19 protein-coding genes are annotated in these 21837 nt (G+C 72.8%); 11 read left to right on the forward strand and 8 right to left on the reverse strand.

The features are described from left to right. Positions 1-14 precede the first annotated feature (14 nt). Genes QWJ41_RS08515 through QWJ41_RS08525 form a run of 3 tightly spaced genes read right to left on the reverse strand, consistent with a single transcriptional unit; the run spans position 15 to position 3066 of the window. The gene (locus tag QWJ41_RS08515) at positions 15-1178 is read right to left on the reverse strand and encodes an Mrp/NBP35 family ATP-binding protein (RefSeq protein ID WP_302707277.1); all 1164 of its coding nucleotides are present in this window, start codon (positions 1176-1178) and stop codon (positions 15-17) included. A gap of 60 nt (positions 1179-1238) precedes the next feature. Beyond that, positions 1239-1766, reverse strand: coding sequence for a DUF1003 domain-containing protein (locus tag QWJ41_RS08520; RefSeq protein ID WP_302707279.1), 528 nt, complete (start codon positions 1764-1766; stop codon positions 1239-1241). Further along, a complete protein-coding gene (locus QWJ41_RS08525) occupies positions 1759-3066 on the reverse strand; it encodes a magnesium transporter MgtE N-terminal domain-containing protein (RefSeq protein ID WP_302707281.1) in 1308 nt (435 codons plus the stop codon). Before QWJ41_RS08525 ends, QWJ41_RS08520 begins: the two co-directional genes overlap by 8 nt. 53 nt (positions 3067-3119) lie before the next feature. Here QWJ41_RS08525 and QWJ41_RS08530 point away from each other — a divergent pair, with 53 nt between their 5' ends. Both QWJ41_RS08530 and QWJ41_RS08535 read left to right on the forward strand, forming a co-directional pair. Then, positions 3120-4220, forward strand: a complete 1101-nt coding sequence (locus QWJ41_RS08530) for a hypothetical protein (RefSeq protein ID WP_302707283.1) — start codon at positions 3120-3122, stop codon at positions 4218-4220. 73 nt (positions 4221-4293) lie between these two features. After that, positions 4294-5391 carry an endonuclease/exonuclease/phosphatase family protein gene (locus QWJ41_RS08535; protein WP_302707285.1) on the forward strand — a complete coding sequence of 366 codons (1098 nt, stop codon included), beginning with the start codon at positions 4294-4296 and terminating at the stop codon, positions 5389-5391. 12 nt (positions 5392-5403) lie between these two features. Here the strand turns inward: QWJ41_RS08535 and QWJ41_RS08540 are convergent, their stop codons facing one another. Together QWJ41_RS08540 and QWJ41_RS08545 are read right to left on the reverse strand one after the other, a co-directional pair. Next, on the reverse strand, positions 5404-7014 hold the full coding sequence (locus QWJ41_RS08540; RefSeq protein WP_302707287.1) for a sulfatase family protein: 1611 nt from the start codon (positions 7012-7014) through the stop codon (positions 5404-5406). A 50-nt stretch (positions 7015-7064) separates the two neighbouring features. After that, positions 7065-8948 (reverse strand): alkaline phosphatase family protein, encoded by a 1884-nt coding sequence (locus QWJ41_RS08545; protein WP_302707289.1) that lies wholly within the window; start codon positions 8946-8948, stop codon positions 7065-7067. A 189-nt stretch (positions 8949-9137) separates the two neighbouring features. On the opposite strand from QWJ41_RS08545, the gene QWJ41_RS08550 reads away from it, so the two are divergent. Genes QWJ41_RS08550 through QWJ41_RS08575 form a run of 6 tightly spaced genes read left to right on the forward strand, consistent with a single transcriptional unit; the run spans position 9138 to position 15768 of the window. Continuing rightward, positions 9138-10247, forward strand: a complete 1110-nt coding sequence (locus QWJ41_RS08550) for a hypothetical protein (protein WP_302707290.1) — start codon at positions 9138-9140, stop codon at positions 10245-10247. Next, on the forward strand, positions 10244-11818 hold the full coding sequence (locus QWJ41_RS08555) for a LicD family protein (RefSeq protein WP_302707292.1): 1575 nt from the start codon (positions 10244-10246) through the stop codon (positions 11816-11818). Before QWJ41_RS08550 ends, QWJ41_RS08555 begins: the two co-directional genes overlap by 4 nt. Then, positions 11815-12048, forward strand: coding sequence for a DUF6752 domain-containing protein (locus QWJ41_RS08560; RefSeq protein WP_302707294.1), 234 nt, complete (start codon positions 11815-11817; stop codon positions 12046-12048). Before QWJ41_RS08555 ends, QWJ41_RS08560 begins: the two co-directional genes overlap by 4 nt. Then, positions 12045-13169 carry a hypothetical protein gene (locus QWJ41_RS08565; RefSeq protein ID WP_302707296.1) on the forward strand — a complete coding sequence of 375 codons (1125 nt, stop codon included), beginning with the start codon at positions 12045-12047 and terminating at the stop codon, positions 13167-13169. Before QWJ41_RS08560 ends, QWJ41_RS08565 begins: the two co-directional genes overlap by 4 nt. A 16-nt stretch (positions 13170-13185) precedes the next feature. After that, positions 13186-14568, forward strand: coding sequence for a phospholipase D-like domain-containing protein (locus QWJ41_RS08570; RefSeq protein WP_302707298.1), 1383 nt, complete (start codon positions 13186-13188; stop codon positions 14566-14568). 3 nt (positions 14569-14571) lie between these two features. Further along, positions 14572-15768, forward strand: coding sequence for an acyl-CoA dehydrogenase family protein (locus QWJ41_RS08575; RefSeq protein ID WP_302707300.1), 1197 nt, complete (start codon positions 14572-14574; stop codon positions 15766-15768). Between the two features lie 12 nt (positions 15769-15780). Here QWJ41_RS08575 and QWJ41_RS08580 read toward each other — a convergent pair whose 3' ends face one another. After that, on the reverse strand, positions 15781-16887 hold the full coding sequence (locus QWJ41_RS08580; RefSeq protein ID WP_302707301.1) for a hypothetical protein: 1107 nt from the start codon (positions 16885-16887) through the stop codon (positions 15781-15783). Positions 16888-16902: 15 nt separating this feature from the next. Then, on the reverse strand, positions 16903-17460 hold the full coding sequence (locus QWJ41_RS08585; RefSeq protein ID WP_302707302.1) for a DUF6174 domain-containing protein: 558 nt from the start codon (positions 17458-17460) through the stop codon (positions 16903-16905). Positions 17461-17597: 137 nt separating this feature from the next. Here QWJ41_RS08585 and QWJ41_RS08590 point away from each other — a divergent pair, with 137 nt between their 5' ends. Continuing rightward, positions 17598-18134, forward strand: a complete 537-nt coding sequence (locus tag QWJ41_RS08590) for a MaoC family dehydratase (RefSeq protein WP_302707304.1) — start codon at positions 17598-17600, stop codon at positions 18132-18134. Between the two features lie 19 nt (positions 18135-18153). Here QWJ41_RS08590 and QWJ41_RS08595 read toward each other — a convergent pair whose 3' ends face one another. Beyond that, positions 18154-18948, reverse strand: coding sequence for an AfsR/SARP family transcriptional regulator (locus tag QWJ41_RS08595; RefSeq protein WP_302707306.1), 795 nt, complete (start codon positions 18946-18948; stop codon positions 18154-18156). 320 nt (positions 18949-19268) lie between these two features. Between QWJ41_RS08595 and QWJ41_RS08600 the strand changes: the two genes are divergently transcribed. Further along, positions 19269-20588: a UDP-glucose dehydrogenase family protein gene (locus QWJ41_RS08600; protein WP_302707308.1), complete on the forward strand. Its 1320-nt coding sequence runs from the start codon at positions 19269-19271 to the stop codon at positions 20586-20588. After that, positions 20585-21835 (forward strand): glycosyltransferase family 4 protein, encoded by a 1251-nt coding sequence (locus QWJ41_RS08605; protein WP_302707310.1) that lies wholly within the window; start codon positions 20585-20587, stop codon positions 21833-21835. Before QWJ41_RS08600 ends, QWJ41_RS08605 begins: the two co-directional genes overlap by 4 nt. Positions 21836-21837: the final 2 nt, after the last annotated feature.

Here is a 21837-nt window from a genome sequence, read left to right on the forward strand (position 1 = left end):
CTAGGGGGCTGGGCTCAGAACTTGCTGGTCGGCGTCAGCCCGAGCTGCATGCCGGCCAGGCCGCGACCCCGTCCGGCGAGCCGCTCGGCGACCGAGGCGAGCACCTGGGCGGCCGGGGCGGTGGGGTCGGCGTCGACGATCGGCTTGCCGACGTCGCCGCCCTCGCGCAGCGAGGTGTCGAGGGGGATCTCGCCCAGCACCGGCACGTCGTAGCCGAAGCGGCCGGAGAGGGTGGCGGCCACCCGGGCCCCGCCGCCGCTGCCGAAGATCTCGAGACGGTGCTCGGTGCCGTCCTCGGCGCAGTGCGGGCAGGGCAGGAAGCTCATGTTCTCGACGACGCCGACGACGCGCTGGTGCATCATCGAGGCCATCGTGCCGGCCCGCTCGGCGACCTCGGCCGCGGCCTCCTGGGGCGTGGTGACGACCACGACCTCGGCGCCGGGCAGGTGCTGGCCCAGCGAGATCGCCACGTCGCCGGTGCCCGGCGGCAGGTCGAGCAGCAGCACGTCGAGGTCGCCCCAGTAGACGTCGGAGAGCATCTGCACCAGGGCCCGGTCGAGCATCGGACCACGCCAGGCGACGACCTGGTCGCGGCGCGGCTTGAGCATGCCGATCGAGATGACCGAGACGCCCGAGGAGGTCGGCACGGGCATGATCAGGTCGTCGACCTGGGTGGGGCGGGCGTCGGCGACGCCCAGCATCGCCGGCACCGAGTGGCCGTAGATGTCGGCGTCGACGATGCCGACCTTGAGGCCGCTCTTGGCCATCGAGAGGGCCAGGTTGACGGTGACCGACGACTTGCCGACGCCGCCCTTGCCGCTGGCGATCGCGAAGACCTTGGTCAGCGAGCCGGGCTGGGCGAAGGGGATCTCGCGCTGCGCCTTGCCGCCGCTCAGCACCTCCTTGAGGCCCGAGCGCTGCTCGTCGGTCATCACGCCCAGGGTCAGCGCCACGTCGGTGACGCCGGGGACCTTGCCCACGGCGGTGGTCACGTCACGGGTGATGGTCTCCTTGAGCGGGCAACCGGCCACGGTGAGGAGCACGGTGAGGGTGACGACACCGGAGTCGGAGATCTCCACGGTGTCGACCATGCCGAGGTCGGTGATCGGCCGCTTGATCTCGGGGTCGTTGACCGTCGCCAGCGCTGCCTGGACCTGCTCGAGGGAGGGACTGCTCATGATCCCCGAGTCTAGGTGGTGCCTCGCAGCGTCCGGGCCCCGGCCGGGGTGGGCTGGGTCTCAGCGGCTCCCGGGCGGCTCGGGGCGTTCGTCGCGGCCCTCGCGCTCGTCGCGCTCGTCGAGCTCGGCCAGCAGGGAGCGCAGCTCGCTGCGCACGAAGTCGCGCGTGGCCACCTCGCCCACCGACATCCGCAGCGAGGCCACCTCGCGGGCCAGGAACTCCATGTCGGCGTGCGCGCGGCTGTTGGCCTGGCGGTCCTGCTCGGCGATCACCTTGTCGCGCTGCTCCTGGCGGTTCTGGGCCAGCAGGATCAGCGGCGCGGCGTACGAAGCCTGCAGGCTCAGCATCAGGGTCAGGAAGATGAAGGGGTAGTCGTCGAACGCGATGCCGCCGGGGGCCAGGACGTTGAAGAGGAGCCAGAACGCCACGAACATCGTCATGTAGAACAAGAAGCTCGCGGTGCCCATGAAGCGGGCGAACTGCTCGGCGAAGACCCCGAACGTCTCGGAGTCGTAGGCCGGGCGCCGCACCAGCTGGCGGCGCGCGTCGCGCGGGGTGTCGAGCCGGGGGCGGCGCTGCTCAGCCACGCGGCACCCCCGGGGTCACCGGGTTCACCTGGGTCACCGGGTTCATCTTGCGGGGGCGCCGGTCGCGCCAGCCCTCGGGCAGCATGTGGTCGAGCAGGTCGTCGACCGTCACGGCGCCCAGCAGGTGGCCGTTCTCGTCGACCACGGGCGCCGCGACCAGGTTGTAGGTGGCCAGGTGGGCCGCGACCTCGTCCATGCCGGCCTCGGCGCGCAGCGTCTCCATGCTGTCGTCGAGCGCGCCGGCGACCAGCGTCGACGGCGGCTCGCGCAGGAGCCGCTGGATGTGGCCGACCCCGAGGAACTTGCCGGTCGGCGTCTCCAGCGGCTGGCGGCAGATGTAGACCTGCGAGGCCAGCGACGGGGTCAGGTCGGGGTTGCGCACGTGGGCCAGGGCGTCGGCGATCGTGGCGTCGGGCCCGAGGATGACCGGCTCGGGGGTCATCATCGCGCCGGCGGTGTCCTCGACGTACGACATCAGGCGCCGCACGTCCTCGGCCTCCTCCGGCTCCATCAGCGCCAGCAGGGTCGCCGCCGTCTCGGGAGGCAGCTCGGCGATCAGGTCGGCCGCGTCGTCGGCCGACATCTCCTCGAGCACGTCGGCGGCGCGCTCGTCGCCGAGGTGGCTCAGGATCTCGACCTGGTCCTCGTCGGGCATCTCCTCGAGCACGTCGGCCAGCCGCTCGTCGTCGAGCGCGCCCACCACCGCGGCGCGCCGCTCGAGCGGCAGGTCGTGGATCATCGTGGCGGCGTCGGCCGGGCGCATCTCGTTGAGCGCGTGCACCAGGTGGGTCGCCCCCTGGGTCTCCTCGCGCCGGGTCAGCCCCTCGACGTCGCGCCACTCGGCCACGTGCGTCTGCCCGCGCCGGCGCAGGCCCTTGGCGGGCTCCTGCACGGCCACCCGGCTCAGCACCCAGTCGCGGTTGCGCGCCTGCTCCATCGCGACGTCGTAGACGACGCCGGTGACACCCTCGCCCGGTCCGTTGCCCCGGATCGTGACGGTGCGGTCGAGCATCTGGCCGATCACCAGGGTCTCGGTGGAACGCTGCTCGAAGCGGCGCATGTTGAGCAGGCCGGTCGTGTAGACCTGGCCGCTGTCGATGTTGGTCACCCGGGTCATGGGCACGAAGATCCGGCGCCGGCCGAAGACCTCGGCCACCAGGCCGAGCACCCGCGGCTGGCTGACCTCGGAGCGCACGGCGGCCACGAGGTCGCGGACCTTGCCGACCTGGTCGCCGCGCGGGTCGAAGATGGGCAGCCCGACCAGCCGTGCGGCGTAGACGCGGGACGGGCTCGAGCTCACGGGACCAAACTAGCCTCCGCGCCCCGGGAGCGCTGCGATGGCACGATGGGCGGGTGCGCGTCGTCCTCCACGTGGGCCTGCCCAAGACGGGCACCACCTACCTCCAGGCCCTGCTCGCCGGTCAGCGCGACGCGCTGCGGGCCGGCGGGGTCGTCCACCCGTTCGTGCGCCCCGGCGCGATGTTCGAGGGTGCGGTCGAGGTGCGCGGCAGCGCCGCCAAGTTCGGTCTCGACCCCGCCCGGGTCGAGGGCACCTGGCAGGCGCTGTGCGAGCGGGCCCGCGCCTTCCTGGAGCAGGAGGGCGGCTCGACGGCGGTGCTGAGCCACGAGGTGCTGGCCGGCGCCACGCCCGAGCAGGTGCACCGGGCGCTGGCGCCGCTGGCCGGGCTGGAGGTGCACGTGGTGGTCACCGCGCGCGACCTGGGCAGGCAGGCGGTGGCGCACTGGCAGGAGGAGGTCAAGCTGGGCTCGACCGCGAGCTTCGCCGAGCTCGAGCGCACCCAGCTGCGCTGCGACACCGGCCGCGACGCCGGGCCCGACGCCGGCGGGCGACGCCCGCACTTCTGGCACGCCCAGGACTTCGCCGCCGCCCTCGAGCGGTGGAGCGGACCGCTGCCCGCCGGACGCGGCCACCTGGTGCTGGCCCCGCCGCCCGGTGCCCCCCGCGAGCTGCTGTGGCAGCGGTTCGCGGCGGCCTGCGGCATCGACCCGGGGCTGCTGGACCCGACGGTCGAGGTCGGCGCCAACCCGTCGCTGGGCGCTGCGCAGGTGGCGCTGCTGCGCGAGGTCAACCGGGAGGTGCAGCGCCTCGGCGAGCGGGGCAGCGGCCTCGACGCCGCGCAGCGCCACCAGGTGGTCAAGCGCGGGTACGCCGAGGGCGTGCTCGCCGCCCAGGGCGGGCGGCCCGCGCGGGCCCCGGCCGCGCTGGCCGACGTCCTCGGTCCGCCGGCGCGGCGCTGGCTGGACGAGGCGCTGGCCGCCGGGCACTCCCTGCACGGTGATCCCGACGACCTGTTCCCGGTGCTGGCCGGTCCCGGCGAGGACGGCCCCGACGTCGTGCCGCCGCCGGGAGTCGACCCCGTCGCCGTGGCGCGGGAGCTGGTGGCCTCCGCCCGTCCCCGCAGGCGGCGGTGGTGGCGCTCGTCGACTCCCTGAGCCGCCGGTGTGACGTCGGGTACTCTCGACGCCGCGCCACCCCGACGCGCCGCAGCCATGGAGAGGGACACCGATGACCAAGCACGCCGGTGCCCCCGCCGGCCCCGGAGGCCCGCTCGTCCAGGGCCTGCTCGCTGGCGTGCTGACGCTGGTCATCGGGGCCGTGGCCGTCCTGCTGGTGCTCTCGCGCGACGGTGACGCGACCGTGGTCGACGCCGACGGGCAGCCGGTGGCCGAGGCCAACCGGGCCGGGCCGCGCAGCATCGTGACCGGCGTGGTGATGCAGCCCGAGGAGTGGCTGGGCGAGCCCGGGGAGACGCGCACCCCCTCGCCGCAGAAGATCCGGGGCGGTGGGCGCCTGGCGCGCGCCGCCCAGCGCGCCACGCAGCGTGAGGAGGAGGAGGAGCAGACGCAGGCCCCCACGACCTTCCGGGTCAGCTCCTTCAACGTGCTGGGCGCCAACCACACCAAGCCCGGGGGACGCCACGCGCGCTTCACCGACGGGGTGACCCGGATGCGCTGGGCCGTGCAGATCCTGGCCGGCCAGGGCGTGAGCGTCGCCGGGCTGCAGGAGCTGCAGGCGCCGCAGTACAACACCCTGCGCTCGGTCGCGCCGGTCTGGCAGGTCTACCCGGGCCCCGGGATGGGGCCGGGCCCGCTGGCGAACTCGGTCGTGTGGCGCAGCGACGTCTGGACCCGTGTCGAGGCCTACACGGTGCCGATCCCCTACTTCAAGGGACGGCGGGTGCCGATGCCCTACGTGAAGCTGCAGCACAACCAGACCGGTCAGCAGATCTGGATCGCCAACTTCCACAACCCCGCCGACGCCAAGGGCCCAGCCCAGAAGTGGCGCAACGCGGCGGTGGCGATCGAGGCCCAGCTGGCCAACCGGCTCACCGCCGACGGCACCCCGCTGGTGATGACCGGCGACTTCAACGACCGGGCGGAGTTCTTCTGCCCCATCACCCGCAGCACCACTCTGCGCGCCGCCAACGGCGGCTCCACCGGCAGCGCCTGCGCGCCCCCGGCGCGGATGAACGTCGACTGGATCCTCGGCTCGCCCGACATCTCCTTCTCGCAGTTCGCGGCGCTGGAGACCGAGCTGGTCAACCGCACGACCGACCACCCGGTCATCGTGGCGACCGCAGCGATCGGCGGGTCGGAGGAGTAGGGCTCGCGCGCCTCAGCGGTAGTAGGTCGACGGGCACTGCTCGCCCGCGCAGCTGCTGGTGCGGCGCACCAGCTTCTTGAGCCGGGCGACCTGGTCGGCGTACCGGGGGTCGCCGGCGATGTTCTCCATCTCCCACTCGTCGACCTCGCGGTAGTAGACCTCGGCGCGCCCGGCCCGGTTCTGCACGTAGGTCCACGGGCCCACCACGACGCCGCGGTAGAGCCGCTTGCGCCCGCGCTGGACCGGGTAGGCCTCGATCGGGACGACCCGGCGCTCGGCGTCGCTGCCGATCCAGGGCAGCACGTCGACCCCGTCGACCTCGGCGGTGGGCCGGGCGCCGGCGAGGGCGGCGAAGGTGGGGGCCCAGTCGACGTTGGTGACCGGGGCCTGGCTGGTGGTGCCGGCCTCCAGCCCGGGGCCGCGGACGTACATCGGCACGCCCACCATCTCGCGGAAGTACCAGAGCTTGCCCTCGAGGTTGTGCGCGCCGAGCGTGTAGCCGTTGTCGGAGGTCAGCACCACGTAGGTCTCGTCGAGCTGACCGGTCTCCTCGAGGGTCTCGATGGTGCGCCCCAGCGCGCGGTCCACCGACTGCAGCGACTCGATGCGCTGCTGGTGCGCCTCGGTCATCTGCGCGCGCCGGTCGGCCGAGACCGTGCGCTGGGTGGGGCGCACCAGCACCTTGTCGCTGACGTCCTCCTCGAACATGTTCGGGGTGCCGGGCAGGTCCAGGTCGGCGAAGGTGTCGACGTCGCGGGGCGCCGGCGTCGTGGTCTTCACCGGGTCGGGGTCGTCGGGGAAGAGCACCGCCGGGTCGTCGGGGGCGTCGGGGCCGCCGTGGTGCGGGGCGACGTAGTTGAGCCACATGTACCAGGGGTCCTCGGCGCGCGCCGGGTCGCGCAGCATCTCCTCGCTCTGCTCGGAGAGCAGGGTGGTGGAGTAGGTCTCGAAGCGCTGCTCGACGCCGTCGACGCTGACCTTGGGACGCACGAAGTTGTACGTCGTGGGGTCGACCAGGCCGCGCCAGCCCGTCCAGCCCGGCGGTACGACGGTGCCGTCCTCGTAGCCGTTGGGGTACTTGCCGAGGAAGAACGTGTCGTAGCCGGCCTCCTGGAGCCACACCGCGAGGGTCTCGGACTCGTCGAGCGCCTCGAGGCCGTGCCCGCCCTCCTCGGTGGTGTTCCAGGCGCCGTGGTTGTGCGAGTGCTGCCCGGTCATCAGCGAGCTGCGCGCCGGCACACAGATCGGGTTCGGCGCCAGGGCGCCGCGCAGGGTGACCCCCTCGTCGACGAGCAGCTCCTGCAGCCGGGGCATGTGGACCATGTCGCCCCAGGCGGCGTCGTCGAGGGTGATCATCAGCAGGTTCGGCTGGTCCGGCGAGTCGACCGGCACCGGCTCGGCGAGCCCCTCGTCGCCCGTGGGCAGCACGAGGTCCGAGGGGCGGGGGTCGCGCACCGCCGCACGCCCGGGCTCGGTCTCGTTGCGCGGGGGTGGGCTCGCTGCCGGGGTCGCCCCGGTCTCGGTCTCGCTGGGAGCCGGGTCCGGGCCGGTGCAGCCGGCCAGGGCCAGCGCGGCCACCACCGCGGCGGCGCCCAGCCGTCGGGTGCCGATGGTGCGCGACATGGGGGAGGAGCTCCTGACGGTGGCGGACGGGCGCCGCCGAGTGTAGGTGCTCAGCCCAGGGGACCGGTCAGCACGTTGAACCGCTGGTCCCGGTTCATCAGGCTGCCCGGCAGGGCGGGCAGGCCCAGCACGCTGAGCACGAGGTTGGCGACCACGCCGGTGTGGATCGGCGCCGGCGTCTCGTAGCCGTCCTGCTCGTTGCCGGGGTCGGTCCACTGCGGGTTGAGGTCGTAGAGGTCGGCCCCCGCCACGACGCCGGGGCCCCACACCATCAACGGCACGGTGTAGTTGCCGTCGCGCTCGTTGTCGCGTGCCGCGCCGTCGACACCGCCGTTGGTGCCCGCCACGACGAGCAGGGTGCGCCCGGCGAGCTTGCGCGAGCCCTCGATGCTGCTCATCGTCCGCCCGATCATCCGCTCGATCTTGCCGACGAACTTGGTGTAGCGCTCGGAGCCGAAGCCCGACTTGCGCCCCACCTTGTCGAGGCTGGACAGCTCGGCGTACGTGAACGCGGCGGGACGACGCTCGAGGCGGGCCCGCAGGTCCTCGACGAGGCGGTAGTCGTTGCCGCCGCGGAAGTACTTGTCGACCTTGTCGGCGCCGTCGTCGAAGCCGTAGGGGTCGCGCCCGCCGTTGGCGGCGTCCCACGAGCGGTCGACCATGTCGATGCGGTTGCGGTTGGCGGCCAGGTAGGTGCGCCCGCCCTGGTTGTGCACCAGGTCGAAGATGCTCGAGACGTAGCGGCCGGCGGTCGTGCGGACCACCTCGCCGCGGTCGTTGTTGTAGGTGACGCCGTGCCCGAGTGCGGCCGCGTCGACACGGCGCCCGGTCAGCATCGACAGCACGTTGGGCAGCGGGGAGGTCGACTCGACGGTGGTGCGGGCGTTGAGCGTCACCGCCCCCTCGGCGGCCAGGCGGCCGTAGGCGCCCGAGGTCAGGTCGAGGGCCGAGGAGCGCAGCCCCTCGACGCCGATGACCACGACACGGTCGATGGGCGAGGCCTGCACGGCGGCGGAGGGCACCACCGCGTCGGCCACGATGACCGGGTGGTCGGTGGTGGCCTTGACCAGCTCGTCGGTGAGCGCGGCGTACCCGGTGAAGACGGTGGGCGCGGTGCCCAGGAGCCAGTCGACCTTCATCGCGGGGGGCGTCTGGCAGCCGCTGTCGTCGGAGCCGCCGCCGTTGGCGGCCTCGAGCTCGGTGCGGGCCACCACGGGGCAGAAGAACTCGTCGCGGTCGTTCATGTCGCCGGTGAAGAAGACCGGAACCCCGGGGTGGTCGGCGCGCAGCCGGTTGACGAGGTTGGCCTCGCGGCGCACCGCCTCGTCGCGCCACTTCTGAGCCGGCCCCCGGGCGTCGGCGGGGTTGTGGACGTTGAGGAACCAGGCCTGCTGGCCGGTCTCGACGTGCTCGAGCAGCACGTAGGGCATCCTGATCTCGTTGCCCTTGAAGTAGGGGATCTTGATCGACTCGGTGCGCAGCGCGCGCCACTGCGCGGTGCGCCAGGCGATCGAGTTGTGCATGGGGGCCGCGCCGAGCTTGTTGCCCGGGAAGAGCCCGAACCGGTCGCTCTCCCACTCGGTGAACTTCGCGAACTGGGCCTGGTGCATCTCCTGGAAGCCGACGACGTCGATGCTCTCGCGGTCGAGGATCTGGATCGCGCGCTCGAGGCGCGGCCCGCTCTTGTCGAAGCCCTTGCGCGGCTTCTTGCCGTCGGTGTGGCCGGCGCCGAGCAGGTTGAAGGAGCTGACCTGGAAGGTGAGCGGGCCCGGCGCCTGCTCGCCGAGGACGGTGCGCTCGCCCGGCTGGGCCGAGGGTGCCGCGCTGCTGGAGCCGGCGGTCGTGGCGACCCCGGTGAGCAGCAGCGTGGTGGCGAGGAGTGCGGTCGTGAGTCGGCGACCGGACCGGGGGGGAGCGATCCTGCTGGGCCTCATGGGTACGACGTCCTGACGTGCTCGCTGGTGGGAAGGCCCTGCGGCGTTGCGTGCGGGGCCAGCGGTGCTGGTGATGCTACTGTGACGAACCGTGTTTCGTCTCGTGCTCGGGACGCTTCGGGTGGCGTAGCGTGTGGGCGGCCGTGGCCGCGGGAGCCACGAGGAGCAGCACGAGGAGCAGGGAGTGTGATGGGTCGCCGCGTCGTGCTGCACATCGGTGCCATGAAGACCGGCACCAGCTACGTCCAGTCGGTCCTGGGCAGCAACAAGGACGAGCTCGTCGACACCGGCGTCGAGTTCCTGGGCGGCTTCGCCCGCCAGACCAAGGCCGTGCGCGACGTGCTGCGCCTGCCCAAGGACGAGCGCCGCAACCGCCGCCGCTGGGAGAAGATCGCCCGCGCGGCCCACGACATGGACGGCCACACCGGCATCGTGTCGATGGAGTTCCTCAGCTTCGCCGCGCCCCGCCACGTGGAGGCCTTCCTCGCGCCCCTGGAGGGGCTCGACGTCCGGGTGCTGCTGACCGTGCGCGACCAGATGCGCGTGGTGCCGGCCCAGTGGCAGACCTACACGCGCAACCTGGGCACCGACGACTGGGCGAGCTACCTGCGCGCCATCGAGGCCACCCCCGGGCGGCGTGCACCGTCGCGCGCCCACCGCACCTTCCACCGCGCCCAGGACGTCGCCACGATCGTCGAGCGCTGGTCGGTGCCGGGCGTGCAGGGCATCGACGTGGTCACCGTGCCACCGTCCTCGGCGCCGCGCGACGAGCTGTGGCGTCGCTTCGCGCAGGCGACCGGCGTGCGCCCCGACATCGCCGACCTCGGCGAGGTGAAGGACAACGAGTCGCTGGGCTATGCCGCCTGCGACTGGCTGCGCCGGGCCAACCCGCACCTCGACGACCTCGCGCCGCGCAGCTACCGGCGCCTCGTGCGACCGCTGGCCCGCGGGGTCCTGGCGCCGCTGCGCGACGAGCAGGACCGCCCCCGGCTCGACGAGCGTGCGGCGGCCTGGGCGCGCGGGCGCAACCAGGAGCTGCGCGACCTCGTCGCCTCGGGCCGGGTCGGCCTGGTCGGGGACCTCGACGACCTGCCGGTGCCCGAGGACCTCTCGGCCCACCCCCGCGAGGCGCCGGCCCCGCCGGCCGACCAGGTGCTGCGATGCGCGCAGGTCGTGCACGACCACGCGGTCGCGCTCACGGGCGGCCCCGCGCGCGGTGGCCCCGACCGCGACGACGTCGACGCCCTGGTCCGCGACGCCGTCGCCCACCTGCGCCGCGCGAGCGAGGAGAAGCGATGAGCACCCCGGACGTCCTCGAGGCCCACGCCGACGACGAGGGCCTGCGGCTCTCGCTGCCCCGCGGCGCCGAGGACCGGCCCGTCGACCTGCTCCTCGACGACCAGCGCATCGGCTCCTTCTGGCTCGAGCGCGACACCGTCGAGCGCGAGGGTGCGCGCTGGTGGGCGTGGCCGGCCGCGCTGCGTCCGCACCTCGTCGGGCGGACCCGGCTCTCGCTGGTCGACCACGCCAGCTCCGAGCAGCTCGCCGCGCTCGACCTCGTGCTGGGCGGGCCGAGCGACCCCGAGCAGCGGATCGTGGTGGCCGACGCCCAGGGCAACCCGCTGGGCCTCGACAAGTCGATGCGGCTGATGCGGCTCTTCGCGGACCGCTCGGCCGAGCACCTCGACCCCCTGCTCGACTCGATCGAGGACGTGCTGGCCGCGCTGCGCAGCTGCGGCGTCGAGGGGTTCGTCGCCTACGGCACCCTGCTCGGCGCGGTGCGCCAGGGCGGCTTCATCGGCCACGACTCCGACGCCGACCTGGGCTACGTCAGCGCCCACGACCACCCCGCCGACGTGGTGCGCGAGTCCTTCCGCCTGCAGCGGGCGCTGGTCGAGATGGGCTACCCCGTCACCCGCTACTCGGGCCTGGCCTTCAAGATCTTCGTCCAGGAGTCCGACGGGACGCGCCGGGGCCTCGACGTCTTCGGCGGCTTCCTGCGCGAGGGCGTGCTCTACCTGATGGGCGAGGTGGGACACCCCTTCGAGCGCGAGTGGATCTGGCCCCTGGGCACGGCCAGCCTCGAGGGGCGCGAGGTGCCCGTGCCGGCGCAGCCCGAGCACCTGCTGGCCGCCATGTACGGCGAGTCGTGGCGGGTGCCCGACCCGGCGTACCAGTTCGAGACCCCCGCCTCGACCCGCCGGCGCCTCAACGGCTGGTTCCGGGGCACCCGCGTGCAGCGCGAGGAGGTCTGGGACCCCTACTACTCACGCCGCGGCGCCGGTGCCAAGGACCGGCCCAGCGACTTCGTGCGCTGGGTGCGCCGCCGCGAGCGCCGCGCCGTGCGCGCCGTCGACATCGGCTGCGGCACCGGCGCCGACGTCGCCTTCCTGGCGCGCCACGGCGTCGAGGCGGTCGGCCTCGACTACTGCCGCCGGGCCTTCGCGCGCAAGCAGCGCAAGCTGGCCCGACGCGACCTGCCCGCGACCTTCCGCTGGGCCAACCTGACCGAGGTCCGCTCCACGCTGGTCACCGGCGCCCTGCTCTCCCGCTCGCCGGGGCCCACCGTGGTGCTGGCGCGCCACGTCGCCGACGCCACCAACGCCGACGGGCGGGCCAACCTGCTGCGCCTGGCCAGGATGGCGCTCGGCGGCCAGGGCCGGCTCTACCTCCAGGTGCTCAGCGCCCCCGCCCCGGGCGGCAACCCGCTCGGTGTTCACCCCATCGACGTCGACGCCCTCGAGGAGCAGGTCCGGGCCTCCGGCGGCACCGTCGTGGCCCGGCACGACCTCGCCGGGGAGCGCCCCGGCGAGACCGACCCCGGTGCGACCCCGTACCTCTGCAGATTGGTGGTCCAGTGGCCTCAGTGAAGAACCTCCTCCGTCAGTACCGCGACCAGGCGGGGCTCGCGCGCCGACTCACCGAGCTCGAGGCCGAGGTACAGGAGTGCCGCTCGATGAACCTGCGGGTCGCCGAGCTCACCGACCTGGTCACCGAGCTCCTGGTGCCCCTCGCCGCCAGCGAGGACCCCCGGGTCGTGGAGATCCTCGAGCGCTACCGCGCCGGCGTGAGCGACCCCGCGGGCCCCTCGCAGCGATGAGCCCCACCCCGGAGCGCTCCGGTCCCCGGCGCGTCTTCCTGCACGTGGGGCTGCCCAAGACCGGCACCACCTACCTGCAGGACGCGCTGTGGGCCAACAAGCGGCTGCTGCGCGAGCGGGGCCTGCTGCTGCCCGGCGCCCGCCGACGGCACCTGCTGGCCTCCCTCGAGGTGCGCGAGGACCCCGGCCTGGCGCGCCGGCCCGGTGACACCGCGCACCCCTGGCAGGACCTCGTCGCCGAGGCGCAGCAGTGGTCGGGCGACGTGCTGGTGACCCACGAGTTCTTCGCCGCCGCCTCGGTCGAGCAGGTACGACGCGTGGTCGCCGACCTGGCGGGCGCCGAGGTGCACGTGCTGGTCACGGCGCGGGCGATGCCCGACCTGTTCATCTCGCGCTGGCAGGAGTGGGTCAAGAACGGTGCCCGCGGGCGCATCGACGCCTACCCGCCCGACGGGCCGCGCGCCGACACGGGGGAGTGGGGCTGGCCCAGCTTCGACCTGGGCATCGTGCTCGAGCGCTGGGGCGCGGTGCTGCCCCACGAGCGCGTGCACGTGCTGCCGATGGCACCGGGCAGCTCCGAGCCGGGCGAGCTGCTGCGCCGCTTCCTGGGGGTGCTCGGTCTCGACGACGAGGGGCTCGAGGTGCCGGCCGCGGCGGCGAACGCCTCCCTCGGCCTCGTGGAGGTCGAGCTGCTGCGCCGGGTCAACGCGCACCTCGGCGACTTCCGCTCGGCGCACGACCGCGGCACCTGGATCCGCGGCTACCTCGGCGAGGGCGGGGTGCTCCCGGCCTCGCGCGAGAAGTTCCGACCCTCCCGCGAGACCGTGGCCGACCTCGTCGCGCGCGGCGAGCGGGCACAGCGGATGCTGCGCGAGGAGGGCTTCGACGTCGTGGGCGACGCGACTCTGCTGGAGCCCGGCGACCTCGACGGGCGCCGTCACCCCGACGAGGTCGACGAGGCGGAGATGCTGGCCTGCGCCACCGAGGCGATGGCCCGGCTGACCGGCGACGTGAGGTCGCTCACTCGCGAGCGCGACGCCCTCTCCCAGGCCCCGTCGCGACCACCGAGACTGTCATGGCTGCGTGTTAACGTTCGCGGTCGCGGGCCCCGCACGGGGTAGCGAGAGGGGAAGCACCGTGACACGCGACAGGAGACTGGCGACCGCGCTGGCCACCGCGACCGTCCTCGTCCTGAGCGGCCTGGCCACGGGCTCCGCCGCCTCGGCAGGTCCCGCGGCGCCAACGGCCCGTGCAGCGGCACCGCTCGCCTCCGTCGAGACGGCGGCACGGGTGCAGGTGGCGGCGAGGAAGACGGGCTGGAAGCCCGTCGCCGGGGCCAAGTTCAACACCCCGCGCTCCAAGCCGGGCACCCAGTTCCGCCTCGAGGCGCAGGTGCTCGGTGCGATCCGGCACGCCAAGAAGGGCTCGGTCATCCGGATCTCGCTCTTCTCCTTCGACCGCTACCCGGTCGCCGACGCGCTCATCAAGGCCCACCGCCGCGGTGTCGACGTGCAGGTGCTGATGAACAACCACGAGGTGCCGGGCGCCCAGAAGAAGCTGCGCAGCGTCATCGGGGCCAACCGCTCCAAGCGCAGCTACATCTACCAGTGCACCAACGGCTGCCGCTCCTCGGGCGAGAACAACCACGACAAGTACTTCATCTTCTCCCACACCGGGATCGCCAAGAACGTCGTGATGACCGGCTCGGTCAACATGAAGATGAACGGCGCCAAGAACCAGTTCAACGACCTGTGGACGCGCAACAACGTCCCGAAGATCTACCAGGCCTTCGACGCGCTGCACGAGCAGATGGAGCGCGACAAGGTCGCCCGGCCCAACTACTGGGTGCAGAACATCGGCAAGAACTTCCAGCTGCAGGCGCTGCCCTTCCACGGCAACGGGCCCAACCACGACCCGATCGACACGATCCTCGACCCGGTGCGCTGCAAGGGCGCGACCGGCGGCACCGGCAACCAGGGCCGCACCCGCATCCGGGTCAACATGCACGCCTGGGACGGTGACCGGGGCACCTACCTGGCGCGCCGGCTGCGCAAGCTCTACGCACTGGGCTGCGACGTGCGCCTGCAGTACGGCTACGCCGGCAAGCGGGTGCGCAACGAGCTCGGGGTGCGCACCCCGCGCGGCTACGTGCCGGTGCGCTCCAGCGGCATGGACACCAACGCCGACGGCGAGATCGACCTCTACAGCCACATGAAGCTGCTCGTGATCTCCGGCAACTACGGCAACGACACCTCCAAGCGGGTCGTGGTCACCGGCTCGAGCAACTACCAGGACAGCGGCCTGCGCGGCGACGAGCTGCTGTTCCGCATGTACGACCAGGGCAAGGCCACCAAGCAGTACCTCGCCCACTTCGACTGGATGTGGAACAACCACACCCGGGCCGTTCCCTACCAGAAGAAGACTGTCTCCGGACGAGGCCTCGACGGCGCGGCCACGACCGAGCAGCGCATCTACGACGACGGGCTCGGGACCGACAGTCCCGAGTGGAAGGACCAGTGACCCATGGCGCGACTGTGTGAGACCGAGGGCCTCGGCGAGGACCAGCAGGAGATCCTCAAGGCGGTGCGCGGCTTCGTCGAGAAGTCGATCCTCCCCGTGGCCACCGAGCTCGAGCACGCCGACGAGTACCCCACCGAGATCGTCGAGGGGCTCAAGGAGCTCGGGGTGTTCGGCCTGATGATCCCCGAGGAGTACGGCGGCCTCGGCGAGTCGCTGCTCACCTACGCGCTGTGCGTCGAGGAGATCGCTCGCGGCTGGATGAGCGTCTCGGGCGTCATCAACACCCACTTCATCGTCGCCTACATGCTGATGCAGCACGGCACCGAGGAGCAGAAGCAGAAGTACCTGCCCCGGATGGCCACCGGCGACGTGCGCGGCTCGTTCTCGATGTCCGAGCCCGGCCTGGGCTCCGACGTCTCCGCGATCAAGACCAAGGCCGTCAGAGGTGACGACGGTGGCTACACCATCGACGGCCAGAAGATGTGGCTGACCAACGGTGGCTCCTCGAACCTGGTCGCCGTGCTGGTCAAGACCGACGAGGGCTCCGACTCGGTCTACAAGAACATGACGACGTTCCTGGTCGAGAAGGAGCCCGGCTTCGGCGAGACCGCCCAGGGCGTCACCGTGCCCGGCAAGATCGACAAGATGGGCTACAAGGGCGTCGACACCACCGAGCTGGTGCTCGAGGGCCACCGGATATCCGCCGACCAGGTGCTGGGCGGCGAGTCCGGCAAGGGCTTCTACCAGATGATGGACGGCGTCGAGGTCGGGCGGGTCAACGTCGCCGCGCGCGCCTGCGGCGTGGCCAACCGCGCCTTCGAGCTGGCCATCGCCTACGCCCAGCAGCGCGAGACCTTCGGCAAGCCGATCGCCCAGCACCAGGCCATCCAGTTCAAGCTCGCCGAGATGGCCGTCAAGGTCGAGGCCTCGCACGCGATGATGGTCAAGGCGGCCCGCATCAAGGACAAGGGCCAGCGCAACGACGTCGAGGCGGGCATGGCCAAGTACCTGGCCGCGGAGTACTGCAACGAGGTCGTCGAGGCCTCGTTCCGCATCCACGGCGGCTACGGCTACTCCAAGGAGTACGAGATCGAGCGCCTCTACCGCGAGGCGGCGTTCCTGCTCATCGGCGAGGGCACCGCGGAGATCCAGAAGATGATCATCGGACGCAGCCTGCTCAAGGACTACAAGCTCCTCTGAGCCAGCAGCTGCTCACTGACCGGCGTCGCGGCCCTTGCCGCGGCGCCGGTTCTTCTTGGCGCCCTGGTTCTTCCCACGGTTCTTCCCGCCCTGGCCGGGACGCTTGATCCCGCCCTCGCGCAGCACGTGCACCAGCGCCGCCACCGCGGCGTCGAGCTGGGCCTGGGCGTCGACGGAGGCCGGGTCGGCCCCGGGCACGTCGAGCGGCTCGAGCTCGCGCAGGTCGCCCACGACACGGGCGCCGCTGGCCTCGATGCCGGCCACCATGCCCGCCGAGCGCTTGCGCAGCCAGCGCGGCACGGTGAAGCCGATCGGCTCCTCGTCGCGGCGGCGGTGCACCAGCACGTGCTTGCCCAGCGCCTTGATCTTCTTGTTGTACTCGGGCAGCGCGAGGTCGCCCACCAGCTCGTTGATGCGGCCCATCAACAGTGCCGAGGCCACGCCCAGCGACTCGTTGGCCCGGGGTGCCTCGTCCCACTCGGTGCCGGTGATGCCGGCCACCTCGCAGAAGCGCTCCCACAGCAGCTCGCCCGGAGCCCCGGGCGGCGGCACCGTGACCACGTGCACGTTCTCGGGGCCCAGCACCTCGGCCCAGCGACCCACGACCCGGTCGGCGGCCTGCTGGCGCCAGAAGCGCCGGCCGGCGTCGCCACCGTCCTCGAGGGCGCTCAGGTACTCGGTCCAGCCCCAGGACTGGCGGTTCTTCAGCGTCTCCTGCCACATCGCCGGCACGCTGCGACCCAGGTCGCGCACGGTGACCACGGCCTCGACGGGGGAGCCGGCCAGGTCGTCACGGACCTGGCGGATGCGCTCGGCGGAGATCGGGCCGAGGTACTCCATCGAGACGATCGCGGTGCCCGGATGGGCGCGCAGCTCCTCGGCCAAGGAGGCCCAGGCGCCCTCCTCGGCGTGCTTGGAGCCGATCAGGTCGGAGACCGCGCGAGCGTGCCGGGCCCAGCTGGGGCCGGGGAACAGGATGCCCTGCTCGGCCAGGCGGTCCCGGTTGGCGTTGAGCCGTCCCTGGATGAAGGTCGTGCCCGACTTCATCAGTCCGACGTGCAGCAGCACCCGCTCCGCCATCGCCTGCCCCTCGCTCGCCCACGTCCTGCCGGCGCTCATCCTCGCACGCTCGGCTCACTGCGGGGCGTCAGCCACCTCGACGTCGTCGACCAGGTAGCCGAACTCCTCGTCGACCGCGCGTTCGGAGGGGTCCACGGCCACCGAGCTGGGGTGGTCCTGGCCCTCCGGCCAGTCGACCTCGACCCGGTGGGCGCCCGGCGTCTCGGCGGCCGCGATCACCTCGTCGATGGTCACGACCCTCGAGAGGGGGACGGGGTCGCCGGCGACCGCTCCGCTGCGTCCGCCGCCGCGGGCGTAGGTGGCCGAGACGACCTCGTCGTCGGCCACGGTGACCCGGATCGGCACCCCGGCGTCGGGGCAGTAGCAGGTCAGCGTCAACGTGTAGGAGTAGTCGGTCGGCGCGAACCCACCGGGATCCTGGGTCGGCTCGTCGGAGGGCTCCGCGGCGGGCTCGTCAGAGGGCGACGTGCTGGAGGCGGGGTCGGGAGCCAGGCCGGGCTCGCTGTCGCCGCAGCCCGCGAGGGCCAGCAGGGCGAGGGCGGCGAGCGCGGGCAGGGCGGCGCGGGCAGGTCTCATGGTCATGGGACGGCGCCGGCGCGCTGTGGGTTGCACGCCCCCCATCCTGCGCCACCGGCGCCACGGTGACGAAGGCCACCCCGCCGGGGGCTGACGCCGGCGCCCGGTTCCGACACCATGGGCGCGTCCGACCGCGGCCCAGGCCCGGTCCACCCGATCAGGAGGAGCCAGCCGTGCAGTTCGGTCGCAGCTACGAGGAGTTCGAGGTCGGCGCGACCTACAAGCACTGGCCCGGCAAGACGGTCACCGAGTTCGACGACCACATGTTCTGCCTGCTGACGATGAACCACCACCCGCTGCACCTCGACAGCAACTACGCCGAGGAGACCACCCAGTTCGCCAAGAACGTCGTGGTGGGCAACTACGTCTACTCGATCCTGCTCGGCATGTCGGTGCCCGACATCTCCGGCAAGGCGATCGCCAACCTCGAGATCGAGTCGCTGCGCCACGTGGCGCCGACCTTCCACGGCGACACGCTCTACGGCGAGACCCGGGTGCTCGACAAGTGGGAGAGCACCTCGAAGGACGACCGTGGCGTCGTGCACGTCGAGACCATCGGCTACAACCAGGACGGCAAGGTCGTGTGCATCTTCCGCCGCAAGGTGATGGTGCCCAAGGACAACTACCTCGAGCAGCGCGGTGGCGAGCAGCCCGGACGCCCGGTGCCGCAGCCGGACAAGAACTGGCCGGGGCCCGACGCGCAGCAGTGAGCCACGCGCCGGCGCCGGCTCAGGCTTGCTGCAGGCCCACCTGCGCGGGGCTCTCGCCGCGCAGCAGCCGCAGGTGCAGTCCGCGGGTCTGGTGGGACGGCTCCACGCCGAGGTCGTCGACCAGGCAGGCCCGGAAGTCGGCGTAGACCCGCAGTGCGCGGGCCACGTCGCCGAGCTCGGAGAGGGCCGTCATCAACGTGCGGACGGCGATCTCGGAGGTCGGCTCGAAGTGCAGGGCCGACTTGGCGAGCGTCGCGGCCTCGCGGTGGCAGCCGATGGCCACCGCGCACTCCGCGGCGTCGGTGAGCAGGTCCTGGCGCAGGAGGCGCAGCCTCTCGCGCTCGGCCCGCACCCAGTCGGCGTCGTCGTCGTAGGCGCGCAGGTCGTCACGGTAGAGGTCGCGGGCGTCCATCGCGGCCATCGCGCCCTCGCTGGGCCGTGCCTGCTCGCGCATCGCGCGGACCCGGCCGGCGACCTGCTCGAAGGCCGCGACGTCGACCCACACGCCGGTGAGCACCAGGCTGTCGTGGATGCGCACCACCGACTCCTTGTCGCCCAGCTGCCGGCGCACCTCGCTGACGGCGGTGCGCAGGCTGCCGCGGCCGCGCTCGCGGCTGGCGTCGGGCCACAGCCGCTCGATGATCGACTCGACCCGCACGGGCCGCTCGACGTGGAGTGCCAGCATCCGCAGCAGGTCCATCGTCTTGCCGGTGCGCCAGTCGGCGGGATGGACAGGTGTGCCGTCGGCCCGCACGACGAAGAGGTCGTCGAGCAGCCGAATCCTCGTGATACCTACAGGTGGTGTGCTTCGCATTCCGTGTTTCCCCCCAGCAACTGACCCGAGAAGGTCGGCTTGCCCCGAGTGCAGCACCGGTATGACCGCACCTTGATTCTCCACCTACTCGGTGTGATGTTCAACTCATGCTTTTACACAGACTCTGCTCAATGCGGTAAGGCCGGCATCCCCCAGATCGGGTAGGGGCTCCAGCGGCCCCCGCACAGCCGCTCGTCCGACCTGTACCCAACATCGGTGGATTGGGCTCCTGGACCGCTCGGGGCCCCCAGCCGCGGTCGCACGATGTTGCCCGGCGCCGGGGCTCCTCCCGGCGCCGTCGCGCGAGGTGTGGAGGGGACATGAGAGCAGCGGTCATCGGGCTGGGGTACGTCGGGGCGGTCACGGCTGCGGGCCTGGCCGCCCGCGGTCACGACGTGGTGGGCGTCGACGTCGACGAGGCCAAGGTCGCGCAGCTGTCGGCCGGCCACAGTCCCGTCGTGGAACCGGGGCTGAACGAGCTGATCGCCGACGGGGTCGCGTCGGGACGGCTGCGGGCGACCACCGACGTCGTCGAGGCGATGCAGCGGGCCGAGGTGTGCCTGGTCTGCGTCGGGACCCCGTCGGGGGCGCACGGCGAGACCGACCTGAGCCACGTCGAGCGGGCCCTCGCCGGGGTCCGTGACGCGCTCGCCCTGGCCGCCCCGCCCGAGGGCGGGCTGCTGTCGGTGGTCGTGCGCTCCACGGTGCCGCCCGGCACGGGCGACCAGGTGGTGGCCCCGGTCTTCGACGACGCCGTCGCCGGCGGCTGGGAGGTCGCGACCGCGATGTGCCCCGAGTTCCTGCGCGAGGGCTGCGGGGTCGCGGACTTCTACGACCCGCCCTTCCTGGTCATCGGCACCGAGCACCCCGGCACCCGTGCCCAGCTCGAGGAGCTCTTCGCCTTCCTCGACGTCCCTGCCCACCAGGTCGACGTGCGCACCGCCGAGGCGCTGAAGTACGCCTGCAACGCCTTCCACGCGACCAAGGTGGTCTTCGCTAACGAGGTGGCCCGCGTCTTCCGCTCGTACGGCGTCGACGCGCGCCGGGTGATGGAGATCTTCTGCGAGGACCACAAGCTCAACATCGCCCCGGCCTACCTGCGCCCCGGCTTCGCCTTCGGCGGGTCGTGCCTGCCCAAGGACCTGCGCTCGCTGCACCACATGGCCCGCGAGAGCGACGTCGACGTGCCGCTGATGTTCGCGACCACGACCAGCAACGAGCTGGTCGTGCGCGAGGTCGTCGACCGGGTCGTGGCCAGCGGCCGCTGCCGGGTCGGGATGCTCGGGCTGAGCTTCAAGGCCGACACCGACGACGTGCGCGAGAGCCCCAGCGTCGACCTCGCCGAGCGGCTGGTCGGCAAGGGCTACGACGTGCGGATCTACGACCCGGTGCTGGTGCCGGAGGACCTGGTCGGCGAGAACCGGGCGCACCTGACCTCGCGGCTGCCGCACCTGAGCCGCCTGCTGGCACCGACGCCGGAGGCGGCCCTGGCCGGAGCCGACGTGGCGCTGGTCTCCACCGGCGCCCGACTGGCCGTCGAGGCGCTGCTGGCCGCCGACCCGCCGGTGGTGCTGGACCTGCACGGGGCGCTGGGCCCCGAGGTCGAGGCACTCGCGGGCTACCGGGGGACCGGGTGGTGAGCCGCGCACGACCCGGCGCCGGGGCGGCGCGGGTGCTGATCATCGTGCAGAACCTGCCGGTGCCCTTCGACCGTCGCGTGTGGCTGGAGTGCCGCACCCTGACCCGCGCCGGCCACGACGTCACGGTCGTGTGCCCCCGTGGCAGCGGCACGGGCCGCTTCCAGGTCGTGGACGGCGTCACCATCCACGCCTACCGCCCGTACGCCCCGGGGGGCGGCGCCGCGGGCTACGTCGCGGAGTACGTCTGGTCGTTCCTGGCCACCGCGTGGCTGGTGCTGCGCGCGCGCCGGGCCGGTCGCTTCGACGTGGTGCAGGCCTGCAACCCGCCCGACATCTTCTGGCCGCTGGCGCGCTGGCTGCGGATGCGCGACGGTACCCGCTTCGTTTTCGACCACCACGACCTGTGCCCCGAGCTCTACGAGTCGCGCTTCCCCGACGGCCCCCGGCTGGCCCACCGCGGCCTGCTGGCGCTCGAGCGGCGTACCTTCCGCACCGCCGACCGGGTGGTCTCGACCAACGAGTCGTACGCCGCGGTCGCGGTCTCGCGGGGCGGCAAGGACCCCGAGCACGTGCGCGTGGTGCGCACCGGGCCCGACCTCGAGCGGCTGCACCCGGTCGAGCCCGACGAGCGGCTGCGCCGCGGCCGGCGCCACCTGGTGGCCTACCTGGGCGTGATGGGGCCGCAGGACGGGGTCGACGTGGTGATCGCCGCCGCCGACCTCGTCGTGAACCGGTGGGGCCGCGACGACGTGGCGTTCGCGGTGATGGGCGGCGGCGACTGCCACCAGGAGCTGGTCGCCGAGCGCGACCGCCTCGGGCTGCAGGACGCCGTCGACATGCCCGGCCGGGTCAGCGACGAGCACGTGCTCGAGGTGCTCTCGACCGCCGACGTCGGGCTCTCGCCCGACCCCAGCAACCCCCTCAACGACGTCTCGACCATGAACAAGACGATGGAGTACATGGCCCTCGGGCTCCCGGTGCTGGCCTTCGACCTGCCCGAGACCCGCGTCTCGGCCGGCGACGCCGCCCGCTTCGTGGCGCGCGAGGCCGGGGCCGAGGAGTACGCCCGGGCGCTGCTGGCCCTGCTCGACGACCCGGCCCGGCGCGAGGAGATGGCGCGCGCCGGACGGCGCCGGGTCGAGGACGAGCTCGCCTGGGTCCACCAGGAGCGGGGCTACCTGGCCGTCGTCGAGGAGCTGGCCGAGCTGGCCGGTCGCGTCGACGACCTGCAGGAAGCGCGGGGCTGAGC

The sequence above is a fragment of the Nocardioides cremeus genome, from assembly GCF_030518195.1.
Taxonomy (GTDB): domain Bacteria; phylum Actinomycetota; class Actinomycetes; order Propionibacteriales; family Nocardioidaceae; genus Nocardioides; species Nocardioides cremeus.

Coding starts and splice junctions, on each gene's coding strand:
- QWJ41_RS08575 (WP_302707300.1), top strand. CDS start 14,572: ATGGCGCGACTGTGTGAGACCGAGGGCCTCGGCGAGGACCAGCAGGAG.
- QWJ41_RS08580 (WP_302707301.1), bottom strand. CDS start 16,887: ATGAGCGCCGGCAGGACGTGGGCGAGCGAGGGGCAGGCGATGGCGGAG.
- QWJ41_RS08535 (WP_302707285.1), top strand. CDS start 4,294: ATGACCAAGCACGCCGGTGCCCCCGCCGGCCCCGGAGGCCCGCTCGTC.
- QWJ41_RS08595 (WP_302707306.1), bottom strand. CDS start 18,948: ATGCGAAGCACACCACCTGTAGGTATCACGAGGATTCGGCTGCTCGAC.
- QWJ41_RS08555 (WP_302707292.1), top strand. CDS start 10,244: ATGAGCACCCCGGACGTCCTCGAGGCCCACGCCGACGACGAGGGCCTG.
- QWJ41_RS08540 (WP_302707287.1), bottom strand. CDS start 7,014: ATGTCGCGCACCATCGGCACCCGACGGCTGGGCGCCGCCGCGGTGGTG.
- QWJ41_RS08550 (WP_302707290.1), top strand. CDS start 9,138: ATGGGTCGCCGCGTCGTGCTGCACATCGGTGCCATGAAGACCGGCACC.
- QWJ41_RS08545 (WP_302707289.1), bottom strand. CDS start 8,948: ATGAGGCCCAGCAGGATCGCTCCCCCCCGGTCCGGTCGCCGACTCACG.
- QWJ41_RS08515 (WP_302707277.1), bottom strand. CDS start 1,178: ATGAGCAGTCCCTCCCTCGAGCAGGTCCAGGCAGCGCTGGCGACGGTC.
- QWJ41_RS08600 (WP_302707308.1), top strand. CDS start 19,269: ATGAGAGCAGCGGTCATCGGGCTGGGGTACGTCGGGGCGGTCACGGCT.
- QWJ41_RS08565 (WP_302707296.1), top strand. CDS start 12,045: ATGAGCCCCACCCCGGAGCGCTCCGGTCCCCGGCGCGTCTTCCTGCAC.